The sequence below is a fragment of the Lysobacter arseniciresistens ZS79 genome, assembly GCF_000768335.1.
Lineage (GTDB): Bacteria > Pseudomonadota > Gammaproteobacteria > Xanthomonadales > Xanthomonadaceae > Novilysobacter > Novilysobacter arseniciresistens.
On record NZ_AVPT01000029.1, the window covers coordinates 1 to 15,718 of the forward strand.

General features: G+C 65.5%; 23 protein-coding genes. 8 read left to right on the forward strand and 15 right to left on the reverse strand.

Going from position 1 to position 15,718, the window contains the following annotated elements:
* The 14 genes from N799_RS11740 to N799_RS11795 all read right to left on the reverse strand — a co-directional run.
* On the reverse strand, window positions 1-195 hold a 195-nt coding region (locus N799_RS11740), incomplete at its 3' end, for a hypothetical protein (protein WP_036212678.1).
* Window positions 196-377: 182 nt separating this feature from the next.
* Window positions 378-629: a hypothetical protein gene (locus N799_RS11745; protein WP_036212681.1), complete on the reverse strand. Its 252-nt coding sequence runs from the start codon at window positions 627-629 to the stop codon at window positions 378-380.
* Window positions 622-798, reverse strand: coding sequence for a hypothetical protein (locus tag N799_RS15690; RefSeq protein WP_160279970.1), 177 nt, complete (start codon window positions 796-798; stop codon window positions 622-624). Before N799_RS15690 ends, N799_RS11745 begins: the two co-directional genes overlap by 8 nt.
* A 30-nt stretch (window positions 799-828) precedes the next feature.
* The gene (locus N799_RS15450) at window positions 829-1,398 is read right to left on the reverse strand and encodes a hypothetical protein (RefSeq protein WP_152597941.1); all 570 of its coding nucleotides are present in this window, start codon (window positions 1,396-1,398) and stop codon (window positions 829-831) included.
* A gap of 411 nt (window positions 1,399-1,809) precedes the next feature.
* Window positions 1,810-2,541, reverse strand: a complete 732-nt coding sequence (locus N799_RS11755) for a hypothetical protein (protein ID WP_036212686.1) — start codon at window positions 2,539-2,541, stop codon at window positions 1,810-1,812.
* Between the two features lie 9 nt (window positions 2,542-2,550).
* Window positions 2,551-2,709, reverse strand: coding sequence for a hypothetical protein (locus tag N799_RS15695; RefSeq protein WP_160279971.1), 159 nt, complete (start codon window positions 2,707-2,709; stop codon window positions 2,551-2,553).
* Window positions 2,710-2,854: 145 nt separating this feature from the next.
* Complete coding sequence (locus N799_RS11760) at window positions 2,855-3,937, reverse strand: hypothetical protein (RefSeq protein ID WP_152597942.1); 1,083 nt, start codon at window positions 3,935-3,937, stop codon at window positions 2,855-2,857.
* A complete protein-coding gene (locus tag N799_RS11765; RefSeq protein ID WP_036212691.1) occupies window positions 3,930-4,130 on the reverse strand; it encodes a hypothetical protein in 201 nt (66 codons plus the stop codon). The genes N799_RS11760 and N799_RS11765 overlap by 8 nt, the downstream gene beginning before the upstream one ends.
* Before the next feature lie 364 nt (window positions 4,131-4,494).
* Window positions 4,495-4,698 carry a hypothetical protein gene (locus N799_RS11775; protein ID WP_036212695.1) on the reverse strand — a complete coding sequence of 68 codons (204 nt, stop codon included), beginning with the start codon at window positions 4,696-4,698 and terminating at the stop codon, window positions 4,495-4,497.
* A complete protein-coding gene (locus N799_RS14905) occupies window positions 4,695-4,895 on the reverse strand; it encodes a helix-turn-helix transcriptional regulator (protein ID WP_036212698.1) in 201 nt (66 codons plus the stop codon). The genes N799_RS11775 and N799_RS14905 overlap by 4 nt, the downstream gene beginning before the upstream one ends.
* 103 nt (window positions 4,896-4,998) lie before the next feature.
* Window positions 4,999-5,817 (reverse strand): hypothetical protein, encoded by an 819-nt coding sequence (locus N799_RS11785; RefSeq protein ID WP_152597943.1) that lies wholly within the window; start codon window positions 5,815-5,817, stop codon window positions 4,999-5,001.
* 90 nt (window positions 5,818-5,907) lie between these two features.
* Window positions 5,908-6,072 carry a hypothetical protein gene (locus N799_RS15700; RefSeq protein WP_160279972.1) on the reverse strand — a complete coding sequence of 55 codons (165 nt, stop codon included), beginning with the start codon at window positions 6,070-6,072 and terminating at the stop codon, window positions 5,908-5,910.
* Complete coding sequence (locus N799_RS11790) at window positions 6,069-6,284, reverse strand: hypothetical protein (RefSeq protein ID WP_036212702.1); 216 nt, start codon at window positions 6,282-6,284, stop codon at window positions 6,069-6,071. The genes N799_RS15700 and N799_RS11790 overlap by 4 nt, the downstream gene beginning before the upstream one ends.
* 89 nt (window positions 6,285-6,373) lie before the next feature.
* A complete protein-coding gene (locus N799_RS11795; protein ID WP_036212704.1) occupies window positions 6,374-7,522 on the reverse strand; it encodes a tyrosine-type recombinase/integrase in 1,149 nt (382 codons plus the stop codon).
* Window positions 7,523-7,873: 351 nt separating this feature from the next.
* On the opposite strand from N799_RS11795, the gene N799_RS11800 reads away from it, so the two are divergent.
* From N799_RS11800 to N799_RS16135, 8 genes are all read left to right on the forward strand, one after another.
* Window positions 7,874-9,094 (forward strand): tyrosine-type recombinase/integrase, encoded by a 1,221-nt coding sequence (locus N799_RS11800; RefSeq protein WP_036212706.1) that lies wholly within the window; start codon window positions 7,874-7,876, stop codon window positions 9,092-9,094.
* 78 nt (window positions 9,095-9,172) lie between these two features.
* Entirely contained in the window at window positions 9,173-9,553 is a 381-nt protein-coding gene (locus N799_RS11805; protein WP_152597944.1) for a hypothetical protein, read from the forward strand.
* Window positions 9,554-10,180: a hypothetical protein gene (locus tag N799_RS15455; RefSeq protein WP_152597945.1), complete on the forward strand. Its 627-nt coding sequence runs from the start codon at window positions 9,554-9,556 to the stop codon at window positions 10,178-10,180.
* Window positions 10,181-10,280: 100 nt separating this feature from the next.
* On the forward strand, window positions 10,281-10,520 hold the full coding sequence (locus N799_RS14910) for a helix-turn-helix transcriptional regulator (RefSeq protein WP_081974999.1): 240 nt from the start codon (window positions 10,281-10,283) through the stop codon (window positions 10,518-10,520).
* The gene (locus N799_RS11810; protein WP_152597946.1) at window positions 10,517-11,773 is read left to right on the forward strand and encodes a hypothetical protein; all 1,257 of its coding nucleotides are present in this window, start codon (window positions 10,517-10,519) and stop codon (window positions 11,771-11,773) included. Before N799_RS14910 ends, N799_RS11810 begins: the two co-directional genes overlap by 4 nt.
* A 208-nt stretch (window positions 11,774-11,981) precedes the next feature.
* Window positions 11,982-12,887: a hypothetical protein gene (locus N799_RS11815; protein ID WP_152597947.1), complete on the forward strand. Its 906-nt coding sequence runs from the start codon at window positions 11,982-11,984 to the stop codon at window positions 12,885-12,887.
* Window positions 12,887-14,161, forward strand: a complete 1,275-nt coding sequence (locus N799_RS11820; RefSeq protein ID WP_036212713.1) for a replicative DNA helicase — start codon at window positions 12,887-12,889, stop codon at window positions 14,159-14,161. The genes N799_RS11815 and N799_RS11820 overlap by 1 nt, the downstream gene beginning before the upstream one ends.
* A gap of 465 nt (window positions 14,162-14,626) precedes the next feature.
* Window positions 14,627-14,887 (forward strand): HGGxSTG domain-containing protein, encoded by a 261-nt coding sequence (locus N799_RS16135; RefSeq protein ID WP_425476990.1) that lies wholly within the window; start codon window positions 14,627-14,629, stop codon window positions 14,885-14,887.
* 172 nt (window positions 14,888-15,059) lie between these two features.
* Here N799_RS16135 and N799_RS11825 read toward each other — a convergent pair whose 3' ends face one another.
* The gene (locus N799_RS11825) at window positions 15,060-15,371 is read right to left on the reverse strand and encodes a hypothetical protein (RefSeq protein ID WP_152597948.1); all 312 of its coding nucleotides are present in this window, start codon (window positions 15,369-15,371) and stop codon (window positions 15,060-15,062) included.
* Window positions 15,372-15,718 lie beyond the last annotated feature (347 nt).

Sequence of the window (15,718 nt, forward strand, 5' to 3'; positions counted from 1 at the left end):
CATCGCCCGGCCGCTCTCGGTCGCGCTGGTGGCGGGGCCGCTACCGATGCCCATCTCGCGGCCAGCGGCACGGGTGGCCAGGTCGTCAAGCTCGGCCCGCAGGCCCGACAGCTCGCCGGAGTGATGTTCCTTGAACTCCGCGAAGGCGGAATTGAGTTGGCCGATGCTCTCGGCCACGATGTCGGTGTTGCTCATGTTTGCGTGTTCCTTGGATTGGGTTGGGTTGTCTGCGGCCACGTCTCGTTAGCCACGTTCAACGCCCCTCGCCGTCATCTGCTGTGGAATCGCTCGCACAGCCGGTCGCCTGCCAACGTCGCGTTGGCAAGCCCCGAATCAGGTCTGGGTCGTCGCTGCCGGCGGTCGCCGGACTTGGGTTGTTAGTGCGCCGTGGGGTTGTCGAACGCCACGCGCGCCACGTTGGCCGCCACGCCATCCGGGGCTACAAGGTCAACACTGACCTCGCTAAGCCCCGCGACTGACAAGGCGGTTGTTACTCGGAACGATGCCCCGCGCTCGGATGCCACCGCGATGGCCGCGAACGCTTCCGGGTCGTCTGCCTTCATCTGCTGACACGCCGCCGCGATCAACAGCCGCGCGGCTGTCAGGTGGAGTTGTATGGGGTCACTCACGGCCAAGCCTCCAGAAATTGCGGGGTTTCAACTGGCGCAGCAGCCGCGCCAGAGCGTCCGGCGCCAACTCGGCGACCACCGCCACACGGAGCGACTTGGGAAGCCCGTAGCCCGACAGCAGCCGTTCTAGCTCACGGCGCTGCATCGCTAACCGGTGTTTCTCGCTCACGACGTTGTTTCCTCCGCAGACCGGCGCGCATCAGGCAGACCGTCCATCACTCAACGTCGCCGCCAGCGCGAGCAAGGCGCCCATATCGAGTGCGCCACCCATCCTCGCGCGCAGGGTTTCGAACCGCCGAGCCACGATGGGAAGCGCGTCGTTCATGGAACGTAGCGGGGTCCACTTCCCTTCCTGATAGACCTCAAGACCCGCGCAGCGAGACAGGGGATAACAACCGCGCAGCCAGACGTGCCAATCGTCCGCATCCGCGCCAACGCTCGCGGCGCCGCCCCAGTAGTAGTTGACATACTCCCGCGCGATCTTCCCTTCGTCCCGGCACCGCGAAAGTGGCGTCAGGTCACTCGTGTCTGTCCGCAACCGCGCGACGCCAAACACACAATCGAGCGCTGCCATCGTCAGGCGTTTACGGCTTCCCGGCCGCTGCGGGTCAGCCCACAGGAACCCGGCTCCCTCATCCCAGTGCGGGTTCACGGAAAACCACACGGCCTCCAGCCGGCTGCCTCCTTCGTCGTTGGCGCGCGGCCGTATGCGTGATTCCGACAGTATTCCCGGCAATGCCGGGAACACGGTGTAATGAAATGCGTTCATTTCCCCTGTCGCTCCCTACAGGCCCGCTGCCGACACTTGTCGCTGCAATACCGCTTCCGACTGAACCACGAAGCCCCCAGCGGTCCGCCGCATTGCGGGCACACTCGACGCGGCGGCCATGTCACGGACGGCCTCGGTTGTGGGTCACGGTCGGTCATGGAATCCTTGCGAAATTGCACAGCAAGCGGGAACGGCCGGTCATGGGCGCGCCGTCGGGGACTTCTTCCGCCCCCGTCTTCCCAATTGCGGATGGGCGAAGGAAGGGAAGCGGCCGGTCGTGGGAATAGACAGGTGGAGAGTTTTGACCGCCCGTCCCCCTTTTTATGGCGTCCGGAAAGTCGGCAATTAGTCGCCCTGCATAACGCGGCAGGGCACGCGGCGAACGATCAACGGGACGGCGCGGACCTCGCACTATTCATGCCGTCTGACGGGTGCATATCCGTCCGGTTTCCACCAGCACTCCGCACGGAACCCGCACGGCTCGGAACGTCCGCCGCGCAGCGGGTCGCCGCCTTGCACGGACTCCACCCTGCGCCGCTCTGCCTTGATTGCAGCCATGCCCGCGAGCAACTGCCCGGCACCGCGATCCAACCATCGCCACAGCAGCGCCTCAGACTTGCGCGTGTGTGTCCGGTAGGTAGCCGCACGCATCCCCAGCAGCCGTGCCCGCTCATCCTGCGACACAGCCGCCACCCGCCAGAGGATGCGCCCCATCGCATCGCATACCGCCTCGCGCGAACCCTTGCCGGCCACCACCACCAGCGCAGCAGACTCCACCATCGGCCAGGCCGACCATTGCTCCAACGCATACACGCGCAGCAGCGCGCCGGGCACCGTCTCCACGCGCCCCAATGCGGCAACGGCATCCCTATCGGGCCGGAAGCTCGGCAGGGCCGCCACGCCCTCGCTCCGGACCCAGCGATGCATCGCACGCGCCCGCGTGCCCTCGCCAATCTGCCGCGCGGCTGATTCCTCACGATGCCCGCGCCACGCGATCGCCACCGTCGATCCGCGCGTGTCGTGATCCACCGCGCCAACCTGATCCACCTTGCACCCCAGCGCCGACCCTTGCCCGTAACTTGCCGCCAGCAAGCGCGCAGCGCGCTCCACCGTGCTGATCCCAGCCCGTCCGCCGTCTGCCATGTTGTCCCCCTATCCGCGAAGTCGGCGCTTGGCTGCCCGGAAGTCGATAACCGTGCCGCGCTTTGGCTCTTTCGCTGCCGACCGCTTTTGCTCTGCCATCTGCCGCACAAAGGCGAGCGCCCATGCGTCGCGCGGTGGCGGGGTGATCACTCGCACGTTGTTGCTCATGACGGTGATCTCAGGAATGGGCGTTTTCCGGGCTTTTTCGGAAACGCCCTATAGTTCTTTCCTAAGCATCCAGAAACATCCAGAAACATCCTGAGCATCCAGAACGTCCAGAACATCCAAAGCATCCAGAACATCCTAGTAGCGGTCACGCTGCCGCCCTCCGGCCTTCCCACTTCAGCCGGCCGACCCATGCGGCAGTCCGCTCACCCATGCCGGCCAGCCCCTCCAGATTGAGCGGCGTGGGTGCATGGAACAGCGGCGCGTACACCGTGCGGATCGTCGGCATCTGCCCGGTCGTCGTCGCGCAATAGAACAACTCGGTTCCAAAGCGGCTGGCGTCCTCACTGGTCGCGTGCCGAATAATCAGGTTGTCCGGGTCCAGCCCGTTATTACCGGCCAGTCGATACATGCCGTCGGCCAAGTCGCCGGCCACGCCGGTTCCGGCCAGCGCCTCGCGGTATGCCGGACTGAACACCCACAGCGGGAACGGCTCGATTCCGTTCTCCACCAGCGCGACCCGGCAAATCAGCCCGATGGACAACAACAGGTCGTGGCCCGCCCATAGCCGGCTCATCGCATCCTCGCCGGGCGTGTAAATGCGTTCTCCGACGTGGCGAAAGCTATGCCGCAGGTCGTCCGGGTTCTCACGCATCAGCCAGAAATGCAGGTTCCCGACCTGCCCCTGATAGCCAAGCTCGATATCGTCGCCGCCAATCGGGGCCATGCCCTCCCCGGTCCATCGCTTGAACACGAACTGATCCGGGTTCACCCCCAGGAACTCGCCGTAATCGACATGGGCGTAGACGTGCAGCAGTTGCAGCAGCGCATCCCTGCGGACCTCCGGCGACTCCTCCGCCGTCAGCAGCCTCAGCAGTGGCGAGGCGCCGGGTTGAATCAGCAGGTCGGGCACGTACGCGCACACGCCGTCCCATTCGCCAAACCGGTATTCGCGCGCGTTCTTGATCCGCTTGCCGGTCGGGGTGATCAACGACAACTCGCCCCGCTCGCCAAACCGCAGCGCCAGCAACTCCTGAAGTACCAGCTTGGAACGGAAGTCGCTAACGCCGGTCGCGTTTCGGATCGCTTGCGCCCCCGCTGCCGTGTAACCGTAGTCCGTGCCGCATGACCAGCGCCGCAAGGTCATATAGCCGGCCAGCAACTCCGGTCCCTGCGACGAATCGACAAGGGCACGCGCCGCACCCATCGGCACCTTGAAATACTTATTCATGGTGCCCCCGTAGTGCGGACCGCAGCCGATGGACCGCCGTCGTCGCCTCAGCCAACTCCCTCACCATCGCGTCGCACTTGTCCACGCATGGGCGGGCCGACAGCTCGGCGAGTTGCGCCGCCAGCTTCTCGCCCATGTCCGCCAGCGTCTCGGGCGAGTACAGCGCCTGCCGCCGTGTCCGGTCGGTGCTCATCGGCCACCTCCGGAAACAACCTCTTTCTGGCACCTGTCACCGTTGGGAGCTACCCCTGTAGCGGGTACCCCCTCGCATGACTTGTGCGGCACTCCCTCACGCGCTGCACAGCTACTAGCGGCGATGGAATCGCGTAGGTAGGTATATGCCGCGTCGTGATGAAGGTTCCGCCAGCCGTCCGGCAGGTTGGCCGGATCACGGACCCACGCGGGCGCATTGCGGGTGATCGGCCGGAAGCTCCACAGCGGACACTCGGTCAATTGACACAGCGTCACCTGCTCGCGCCAATTCCCGGCGGCGTGCGGATCGTGTGTGCAGCTCCGGCAATACGCGGTGATCGCCGCGCCCCGAGTCGCGGGCCGGCTCATTCGCGCACCTCCCGCAACAGCACGCCGCGCAGCATCGCCACCGCCGCGTGAGCTTGGTGCAAGTCGCGTAACAGTACGTCGCAGGCTTCAACGTGCGGCCGGGCCGACAACTCCGCCAGCTTCGCGGCCAGCGCCTCGCCACGCTCGGCCAGGTTCTCGGGCCAGTACAGCGCCCGCAGCAGTCGCAGGTCGGCGCTCATGACTGTACCGCCTCGGCTTCCGCCTCCGCGACGAGCCGTTGCAACTCGCTTTCGGGCACCAGCGTACGGCCGGCAATGCGGACGGTTTTCAGCCGCCCGGCCTTGATCAATTCATAGAGGGATGAACGCCCCAGGCCGATACGTTGGCAGGCGTCCGGGATGCGATGCGCCAGCGGCGCGGATGACGACTCTTGCACTTGTCTGCTCCGACGTTGTCCATGCGGGGTTGCATGGATGACGCGAGCATTTAAGGGTGGATCACCGGTACGTTGGTCACAGTGCTAGCACGTGGACATTCTGCTAGCTTGATGTATTGCGGCGTTCTTTTCTCCACGCCGCCGCACGCTGAGCAATGGACCTGTCGTTCACGAGTTCGGGATGTTTAAGGTGCATCTGGCGACCAAAGTCGGCTTCGCTCCGATAGTTGGACTCCCGCCGTTGCCAGCGCTCCCATTCTTCGTATATCTCGTCCATCGCTTTAGCTTTCGGATCGTTCGCATAACGGGCTGCGGCCGACTTACGGGCTGCCTCGCTCCGTAGTGAGGAGTTCACCGCATCGTAGATCGAAGCCTCCGATGCAGGCTCCACGACTTGCATCAAACCAAACGCAGTGGAAGCCTGCATCAGGTAGTACGTGCGAAGGTGCTCGGAGTGGCGCATGTACTCCAGCGTCGCGTTGTAGGTCATCCGAAGCGCATACGCTGCACAGAACCTCGCCGGGGTGACGTCATACTCGCCAACGTCCTGATCTTCATCGCCCAACGTAAACCGGCTCTTGCCAAGGGTCATCAGGACCAAATGCATGAAGTCCAGCTGATTCAGTCTCCTGAAGTCCAAACTATCGGCGTCGATCGGCTCCCCCTCGCTCGACTTCACAGCAACCCGCTCCAGAATCGACGCGAGCATCTCGTCTGCGAACCACAGAATTGCACGCGGGAAGTCTTCGTGACACCCAACGAAGGTACTTCTTGCACCTTCGACGATGCGGCCCACCATCCCAAACGACATCTCGCTGTCGAAAGAGAACCCCAGGAGGTCCACGCGCTCACCACGTAGCTCCGCTCCCTCATCGAAGAATTTTGGACGGCTTCCTTTGATGAAACCGAATGCTTCACTCATCGCACCACCCTCCGCGCCCCTGAGAAGGTCCGCGCCAGGCCGGCAGGGTGACCGGCTTTTCGCCCCGTCGGGCTAGGCGCGGGTAGAACGTCAATCGTTTCCAGCGACTTTCCGGGCTATCGGACACGCCTGCTTGATCGCCTCGAATTGCTCCAGCATCGCGCGGATGCGCACCAGCTCCGCATCGGTCAATTGCGGCTGGCGGTCCCGGCTCACCGTGGCGAGACTCACCACCTTGTCGTCGTGGTCTTTCATGCCCGCACCCCCGCCAGCGTGTCGAGCATCGCCACCATCTGTGCCGGCTGCATCGTGCGGACCTGCTCGGGCGTGATCTGGCCGGACAGCACGCCAGCGAACGCGGCGCGAATCCTTGCCCGGCCCGTGTCGTCCGCCGCGCGCCACAGTCGCAGCATCTCGCGCTCGTCGTCGGTGCGGGCCTGCTCAACGGTAGAATTTTCAGTTGCCATGATTGCTCTCCTAGTTAGAGCGTTGTGGAAGTCGGCCGGTCGTGTCTGATACACACGCCGGCCGGCGCTTTATCCGGTCGCCCGGAATCTCAGACGAAACTCACCTGCGCCAGCCGCTCGCGTGCGGCATCTTGGACAAGGTGGCCGTAGGTCCTAGAAATCATTTCTAGCGACGTGCCCGTTAGCCGCGCCACCGTCACCGGGTCCATTCCGCCGATGATCGCGCTCGTGATCCAACTATGCCTCAGGGTGTACGCGACCGTTTCCGGCGGAAGCTCTGCCTTTGCCGCAGCGGCTTTGACCTTCGGCGCCCATGCCTGCGGTGTCCAAGGTTCGCCGGCATTGGTAAACATCAACGCGGTCGGAAGTTTGGACTTTGCCAGTCGGTCGAATAGCTCTTTGGCCGCGGGTGATACCGGGATGGTCCGCGCCCCGGTCTTGGTGCGGAACGTCACTGAGCCGGTCCGCTTGTCATAGTCCTTCCGTAGCATCGCGGCGGGGTCGCCCGGCCGGCATCCGGTCAGAGCAATGCAAGTCAGCAGGTCGCGCAAGTCGCCAGCAGTCGCGTTCAACAGCGCGCGGCGTTGCTCCAGGTCTAGGAACAACTCGCGCCGGCCATCCGCGCCCCGGTGCGGCTTGATTGAATCCCACTCGACGGCTCGCTCATGCGGAATCTCGCGGCGGCTCACGGCGCGATTCAGAGCCGCCTTGAGTGACGTGAGGTTGCGGTTGATCGTTGCGCGCGATGGCGTGCCGGACTTGCGGCCGGTCATCTCGCCCGCCTCCATGCGGTCGCGCCACGCCTCTATGTGGCGTTGGGTCAGCTTGTCGGCGCGCAAGTTGCCGATGGGGTCCGCATGGATGATCCGATAAAATCGTTTCTCGGTGTCGGTCGCCGCCCGGTCCCTGCCCTGCGCCCCCATCGCGTCCGTGTAGTCGCGGCACACGTCGGACACGGTGCGGACCTCTCGCGTATCGACGCCCGACGCTGCCGCGCGCTGCCACTGGCGCGCTGCTTTCTTGGCGGCGTCATAGTCCATCGCATCGGTCACGGGGCCGATAGCGAAGTAGCGTTGTTTCCCCTCATCGTCGCGCCAGCGCGCTACCCAGTTACCGCCATGCTCCAGACGACGGAACCCGACGAACAGCCCGCGCTCGACCGGCGCGCCCCAATACGGTTCCCGGCGCGGTGCCAGCTTGCGGCGAACGGTCGCCTTGTCGATCTGTTCGCGTGCCATCTTGGCGCTCCTGAATTCGTCCGTACGGACTCCGTACGGAAAAACAGTAGCGGACTTACAGGGACAATGGCAAGCGATACCCCATGCGAAACAATGCGTTACGGGACCTGCACGGACACTGGCGGACGGCGTTTAGGGCCTTCGGACGGCGGTTCGATTCCGCCCACCTCCACCAATTCAAGCTCCAAAGCAGTCCAGATCAGGCCGGAACCCCCAATGAAATCAAGGGTTCCGGCCTTTTTGTGTCCAGTCGAGTCCGAGTTGGGCTGTTGCAATCCGACGGTAAGCGTCGGTAGCTTTGTCGGTAACGGCGGCTACCGCCATACGACCTACCGTCACGGAGCTACCGTCATGGCGCTGAGCGACACCGCCATCCGCAAGGCCAAGCCGGCCGACAAGCAGATCAAGCTGACAGACGGTGCCGGTCTCTACCTGCTGCTGACCCCGGGCGGGTCCCGCTGGTGGCGCTTCGACTACCGGTACCTGGGCAAGCGCAAGACGCTGAGCATGGGCACCTACCCCGACACCAGCTTGGCTGACGCGCGCGCAAAGCGGGACGATGCCCGCAAGCTCCTCGCTGCCGGCGTCGATCCCAGCGAGCACCGGAAGGCGTCCAGGGCGACGCGGGTCGAGCGGGCCGCGAACAGCTTCGAGGTCGTCGCGAGGGAGTGGTTGGCCAAGCGCGATTGGGTCGACGCCTACAAGGTGAAGGTCACCGGTTGGCTGGAGAACGACGTGTTCCCGTGGCTCGGCAGTAGCGCCGTCGCCGACCTCACCGCGCCTGATTTCTTGCGGATGGCTCGACGCGTGGAGGACCGGGGAGCCATCGAGTCCGCGCATCGGATCCTGCAGAACTGCGGACAGATCATGCGTTATGCGATCGCTACGGGCCGCGCCGAGCGCAACCCGGTCGCCGACCTGAAGGGCGCCCTGCCCCCTTCGCCGGAACGGCACCATTCGGCAATTACGGATCCCGCCGCAGTTGGCGGCTTGCTGCGAGCCATCGACGCCTATGCCGGAACTCCGGTCACCCGGTGTGCTCTGCAGCTCGCACCGCTGCTGTTCGTGCGCCCCGGCGAGCTTCGCCATGCCGAATGGTCGGAGATCGATCTAGACGTCGCGGAGTGGAACATCCCCGGCGAGAAGATGAAGATGGGCCAGCCCCACTTGGTGCCGCTGTCCAGCCAAGCCGTGGCAATCCTCCAGGAGCTGCACCCCCTGACTGGCGGCGGCCGCTACGTGTTCCCCAGCGCGCGCAGTCCGAAGCGGCCCATGAGCAACAACGCCGTGCTGGCGGCGCTGCGTCGGATGGGCTTCGAGAAGGGTGAAATGAGCGGCCACGGGTTCCGAGCAATGGCACGCACGATCCTGGACGAGACCCTCCAGTTCCGCCCCGACTACATCGAGCATCAGCTCGCACACGCCGTCCGTGACCCGAACGGGCGCGCCTACAACCGCACTGCCCACCTGTCAGAACGCCGCAAGATGATGCAGGCATGGGCAGACTACCTCGACGCTTTGAAGGCCGACACCCGCACTGTTATCCCCTTCAAGCGCACCGGATCGGGCTGAGGCCGGTTAAAGCGCCGGCCGGCGTGTGGACGAGACACAACCGGCCGACTTCCACCACCGTTCGATAGGAGAACGATCATGGCTGTTGAAAGCGTAGCACCCGCGAGCAATGTGCTTCAGTTCCCGACACCGGTCGACCGTGGCCGTCGACAGTTCCGGCACGTGGAGCGGCTCGCGGATGTCCGGATCCCGACCGACGAAGTTGACGACGACGTTTTCGTCCTGGCCGCGGGTCGGGCTTGGCTGGACCTCCACCTGCCCGAGCATGCCCATGCCGACAGCAAGACTCCACTGGTATTGACCGCCAGCGAGGAGGGCCGACTTGAATTGATCGACTTCATTCGCGGGGCAGCTATCCCGCCGGGCCATCAGATCGTCTGCTGCCTCTACCGGGGCTCCGACCACCTCCATATTGCGATGCGGCTGCGCGACCACTTCCAGGCTCGCCGGAGCAGCTAAATGCCCAAGCGCCTTACCACTGCGGCGGCCTCCTCCGGGCGGCTGCAGTTCAAGCAGGCGGGATGGCAGCGGGTGGAAACGCTGGCCTACGCACTAGCGACGCAACAAGCCGACGCGGAGGCGGCAGTCACTGAGCTGCAAGCAGCAGTGACCTGTTATGAGCAAGCCATTACAGCAACTTCACGACGAGCCGACGAGGTGGCGAGTCTCCGGAAGTTCGCCAGAGCCGCCCAATGCGCTGCTGACTCGTTCCCTGCCCTCTCTCCCGACCTACTGACTGAGTTGGCGAGCGCACTGAAGAACAACACCCCAAGTGCTGCGGCTGAAAAACCAGCGCGGTTCTCCTCTCGCTACTTGAGAGCGCTGGAAGATCTCCGCGACCTGGCCACCGCCGCCAACGCGGTGACTCAAGCTGCCCACCGACCGCCTGACTACCACCTCAGCTACCTGGCTTACTCAGTCGCGCGGGTACTTCGAGCCCGACTGGGGAAAGAGCCCTCTTTCTACGTTGACGGGGACTACGCCCATTTGTTGCGGGCGACCTTCGCGGCGGCCGGGCTGGGAATCTCGGACGTGAGGCGGCGCATGAAAGAAGGCCGGCGGCTGCTAGACGAGTTGGGGGAGTAGTAGGGCACAGAACCCCAAGATTCCCGCGTTGATGCGTGCGCTATCCGAGTCTGTGCGACACGATCAGCATGGATCCGAGCAATCACAACTCGGAGACCACATGGCACCGCCCCTCCCCCACGACTCGCTGCTGCGCGTTCGCGATATCACCCGTGACCCCAAGACCGGCACCCCGGGATTGCTTGGTATCTCTCGATCCACTTTTCTCCAGGGCGTGAAGGACGGCCGTTACCCCCGACCTTTGAAGCTGGGAGGCTCCACCTGCTGGCGCGCTTCGGATATCCAGCGCCTGATCGCAGGCAACGACGGCAGCGCCACCGCGGCCGGAGGTGCCCGTTGAACGGTCGCGAGCCTGAGGGCATCGACCAGCCCACCACAGCACGCACTCTGGGCGCTGCCACTCGCACCGCGTCGAAGATCGGCACGCCGATGGGCGCGGCGAAGGTGGTTAACGCCGGCATCACCGCGGCGACGGCGCCGGTGCGGCGCACCCTGTCCCGGGCGGTCGGCGACTTCGCGGCCGGGTTCGCCGGCGCGGCGCCGGCGGCGGCGCCGAAGCCGGCCGTGACGGCTCCGGCCGGCGGCCAGGCACCGGCAGCGGCCAACACCCTCCCGAACGCCCCGGCACGCCGGGCGCAAGGCGCTGCGACCGCTGCGGCACCTGCGGCGACAGCGGCCGTGGAGACTCCCGCGCCGGCAGCGCCGAAGCCGGGCAGCCCGCAGACCTTCACGGGCAGCAACGGCGTGACTCGGCAACTGCCGTCCTATGCCCCGTCTGGCGGGGTGCAGAGCCAGTCTTTCGGTGGGGTGCCCACCCCCGTGCAGCGCACCCTGTCGCAGCCGGTGGTGGCGTCGGACAACCCGACCCGCCACCAGGCCCCGGCCAACCAGGGCAGCGCCGTGATCGGCAACCCCGGCGGCACCACTGGCGGCGTGTACGGGGGCGAGGCGCAGCGCCGGCTGGAGAACGCCCTGATGACGGTCGGCCGCCGCAGCCCGAGCGTGCGCCGTGGCTTGATGGAGGCCTACATGCAGCAGCAGGGCGGGCAGCAGCAGGCGGCGCTGGCAGGCCAGAACAACGCCGCGGCAGCAGCTCTGCAGCAGCAGCGGGACGTCGCGGCGGCCAACGAAGCCTTCGCCGGTCGCCGGCTGGATGCCGCGCAGTTCAACGTCCGGGCGGACCTCCAGCGGGGCAAAGCCGCGGCACAGGGCCAGCGCGTGATGCGCACACTGACCGACCAGGCCGGCACCACCAACGTCCTGCGGGCCGACGGCACGCTGACCCCGTTGACCGGCGCAGACGGCGCGCCGGTGCGCGAGCTGTCCAACGAGGGGCGGATCACCCCGGCGATCCAGTACGAGGCGCTGTCGGAGCAGATCAAGGCGATCAACGAGAACACGATGCTGAAGCCCGACGAGCGGCAGGCGATGCTCGCCCCGCTACAGGCGCGGGTGACGGCGCTCACCAGCCGTAACGCCAACAAGCCCCCGACGTTGGACCAGTTTCTCGCGGCCGCCGAGCAGAACAATAGTCGGATGACGACGGAGCAACTGACGACCTATTTCAACGACCACTACGGCGCGGACCGCTAAGGGAGAGCACGATGGCTTCCAGAAACGAAGCAGCCCCGGTCGTCGCGGACCAGGGCTGCGGGCAAAGCTACGTCTTGTGCAGCGATTCTAACCCCAACGGCCCGGTCGTAGGTTTCAGCAACGATGAGCGGCGCGAACACGAGATCCAAGTCGCAGCCGCTGCCGCTCAGCGCGCCCTCCTCAACGGAGATCGCTCAACCGCTCGCCGGTGGATGAACGTGATCGCGTCTGCATGCCGCAGTCGGCCGCCCGAGCAGGTGGCGATCCTCGAAACACTGCGGGGGTTGCGAAAGAGCAACGCGGTCGCACCGAGCAGATCTTCCGGACCGCGAAACGCCGTGGGGAGGTCGTGACCGTGCGCAGCTACGGCAAGATCACTCCACAGTTCTGGACGGGGGAGACCGGGAAGAAACTGAAGGCCGCTGGTCCCGAGGCGGTGATCGTGGCGATGTACCTGGTGACCTCACCCCACGCCAACATGATCGGCCTGTACTACCTCCCGACCCTGTACCTCGCCCATGAAACCGGGCTGGGCATGGAGGGGGCATCGAAGGGGCTTGAAAGGGCCATCGAAGCCGGTTTCTGCGATTACGACCAGACTTCGGAGCACGTTTTCGTGTTCGCGATGGCGCGGTATCAGATCGCCCACCAGCTCGACCCCAAAGACAAGCGGTGCAAGGGGGTCGAAAACGAGCTGTCCAAGGCGCCGAAGGGCCCGCTGGTGGTGGCTTTCCGCGAGTTGTACGGCGCCGCGTTCCACCTGCCTGACGCCCCTTCCAGCGAAGCCTTTTGCAAGCCCCTTGCAAGCCAAAAGCAGGAGCAAGAGCAGGAGCAAGAGCAAAAGAAGGAGCGGCGCGCGTCGCCTTCCGGCTCACGCCTCCCTGCTGACTGGACTTTGCCAGAGGACTGGCGGCAATGGGCGCTGGCCGAGCGCACCGACGTGGACGTGAGGCAGGAAGCAGCGAAGTTCGCCGACTTCTGGCACGCAAAGGCCGGCAAGGACGGCCGCAAGGCGGACTGGAAGGCGACCTGGCGTAACTGGATTCGCAATGCCAAGCCGGGGAACGTGGTGCCTATGGCGAGTGCGCCCGGCGGCGGCAGGAGGGCGCTGTGATGCAGACGCCCTCCCATGCCGAAGAAGCCGTGCTTGGCGGCTTGATCGTGAACAACGAGGCGTTCCACGACGTGGCGCCGTTGCTGTCTGCCGACCACTTCACCAGTCCGTTCCGGCGCCGGCTATGGGTGGCGATCCGCGACCGGGTGCTGGCCGGTGAAGAGGCCGACGTCATCACGCTGGCGGAGGCGCTACCTGACGACACGTCGGACATATTCGACCTTGCTGCCAACGCCTACACGGGCCGCACGACGCCGATCTACGCCGCGATCATCCGAGACAACTGGCGCCGCCGGGAAGCTGCGGGCATCGCTCAACGCCTGCTAGCCGGCGCGCGCGATGCCGAGCTTGGCGCAGTTGATGCGGCGATTGCCGACCTGATGGCGTTGAGCGCATCGATGGTCGAGCACGAGTTCACGGGGAAGCAGGCGCTCTCGATGGCCTTCACGCAGGCGGAGGAGGCTAACCGCAACGGGGGGCTGCTGCCCGGCATCACTACGGGGCTGCGAGAGCTGGATTCGATTCTGGGCGGCTGGCACGACTCGGACCTGACGATCATTGGTGGCCGCCCGGCGATGGGAAAGACGGCATTCCTGCTGGGGCTAGTGGAGGCCGCTGCCGATACGGGCGTGCCGGTGGGGCTTATTTCCGCCGAGCAGCCAACATTGCAGATCGGCGTGCGCCGGATGGCACTGGCCTCGGGCGTGGGCGCCGCGGCGATCCGGGCCGGCAACTTCCACGAGGAGGATTGGGCCAAGCTAGCCGACGGCATGGCGCGGGCGAAAGAGCGCCCCATGTGGATCTACGACCGCAGCGCAGTGACGCTGGACGAGCTGGTGGGCGTGGCTCGCAAGTGGAAGCACCAGTACGGCATCCGGGTGCTGTTCGTCGACTACGCGCAGCGCATCACGGTGCCCGGCGCGGACCGCATCACAGAGGTGGCGGCGGTCGCCCGTGGGTTGAAGAACCTGGCGCGCGACCTGCAAATCCCGGTGGTGTCGCTGGCGCAGGTGGTCAAGGGCGTGGATACCCGCCCGGACAAGCGCCCCACGGCGGGTGACTTGGCCAACAGCGACGAACTGACGCGGGAAGCCGACCAGATCCTGATGCTCTACCGAGACGAGGTGTATCACCGAGACTCGCCCGACCGCGGCATAGCGGAGATTCTCATCGAGAAGAACCGGCACGGTCCGACCGGCTACAAGCGTGTGGCGTTCAAGGGCGAAACCATGCGGTTCGCCGACCCCGCCTCAGGCATGGAGGACTACCGATGAGCAGCCCCGAACTGCTGGTGCTATGGCACGAGATCGTCGAGGAGACCGTCGAGACAGTGTCGGGGCCGCGAGTCCCTTCGCCCGCCACAAAACAGGAGGTACTGGCTGCCTTCGCGGCGTATTTCGGCAGCGTGGAAGGCGTCCAAGCGCGTTATGACCAGGAGACGGCCCGGAAGCAGGACGTCGCGCGTCGGAGAGCCAAGCAAGCCCAATCCCGAGCCACAGCAAACAAGCACGGCCGTCGACAGTGCACAGGGACGACAACAGCGGGCGACCGCTGTACACGCCTAGCGATCGCGGGCCGGAAGAAATGCCAGCAGCACCTCGGAACACCGACCCTGCCGAAGGCCGAGCGGTTAGCACTTCGGCGGCTGGCAGACCTTCGCGGACCCTCGGGGCGCCGCCGATAGGTCCCACGTAGGCAAATGCGCCGATCGCGCGCGCGTAGGATTTAGGTGACCCACCATGAAACTGCTGCAACCAGCCGACCAGCCGATAGCCGCCAAATTGGCGGCGCCAAAGGGGACCCGTCGAGTTATCTGCGATGCCCACCTCGCGAACGGTGGACGCTGCACTCGCAAGAGTGAACCTAGCCGCCGCCGCTGCCGTTATCACGGTGGCAAGGCGACCGGGCCGACCACCGCCGCAGGCAAGGCGCGCGTCACGCTAAACCTGCCCCGCCGCAGCAACCCCAACCCACACCGGCCCTCCGGTTTGCCTTCGTAGGTCTCCAGCGGTAGCCTGGACTTGGCCCCCGCTTGTCCGACGGTCCCGCGTCCAGCCTCACCGCTGGCAGCCCCGTTTTGAACGGCCTGCGGGGGCTCTTTTCGGTATCGGTCAACTCGGGCAATCCGTACCGAACAGCGACGTTGCGACGCGCGGCATACCCCGTCGTGGGTCAGTCCTCCGGCTGGGACGTTGTAGTTGCTGCTTTCAGGCTTTCCGTCGACAGCATGTCCGCCAACACTTGCTCGACGGCACGATCACGGATTTCCTTGATGCGCCGCGCCCTCTCCAGAAGAGGGCCGTCTATTCGCAAGGCGACACTAGGGTCGTTGACCTCGTGGATCCGCTCCACCATGGCCACAGCGTAGAAATCGGCGAAGGAGTCCAGTTCGCCCGCGGCCTGCAGGCTCCGAAAGGCCTGCGGCACCTTCGCTGCGAGCGCCTGGACCACCATGCGGCGGGCTTCACTCGAGCTCGGAATCATCGACGTATCCCCATTCGTTTTGGCGAACGCGTGACCGCCTTGGAACCGGCCGCGCACCCGCGAGGAGCGCGCCTACTCCTCCAAGAGCTTCTATTCGTACCTGCTCAGATCCGGCGGCCGCACTCGTTGGCGCCCGGGCCTTCTGGCCTTCGGTGCCAAACTCACCGCGCGCGCTGCCGCCTGCCGCTGTCCCTCCTTCCGGAGATACGAAATCAGGTCCTCGCGAAGGATGGCAGTGTGCTTCTGGTTGAGTCGAGTGGCAGGCACCGCACCGGAGTCCACGAGCCTCTGCATAGCTTTCAGACCGAGCCTCATGAGTCGGCGGCTTCCTCAAGGTTCAGCACCTC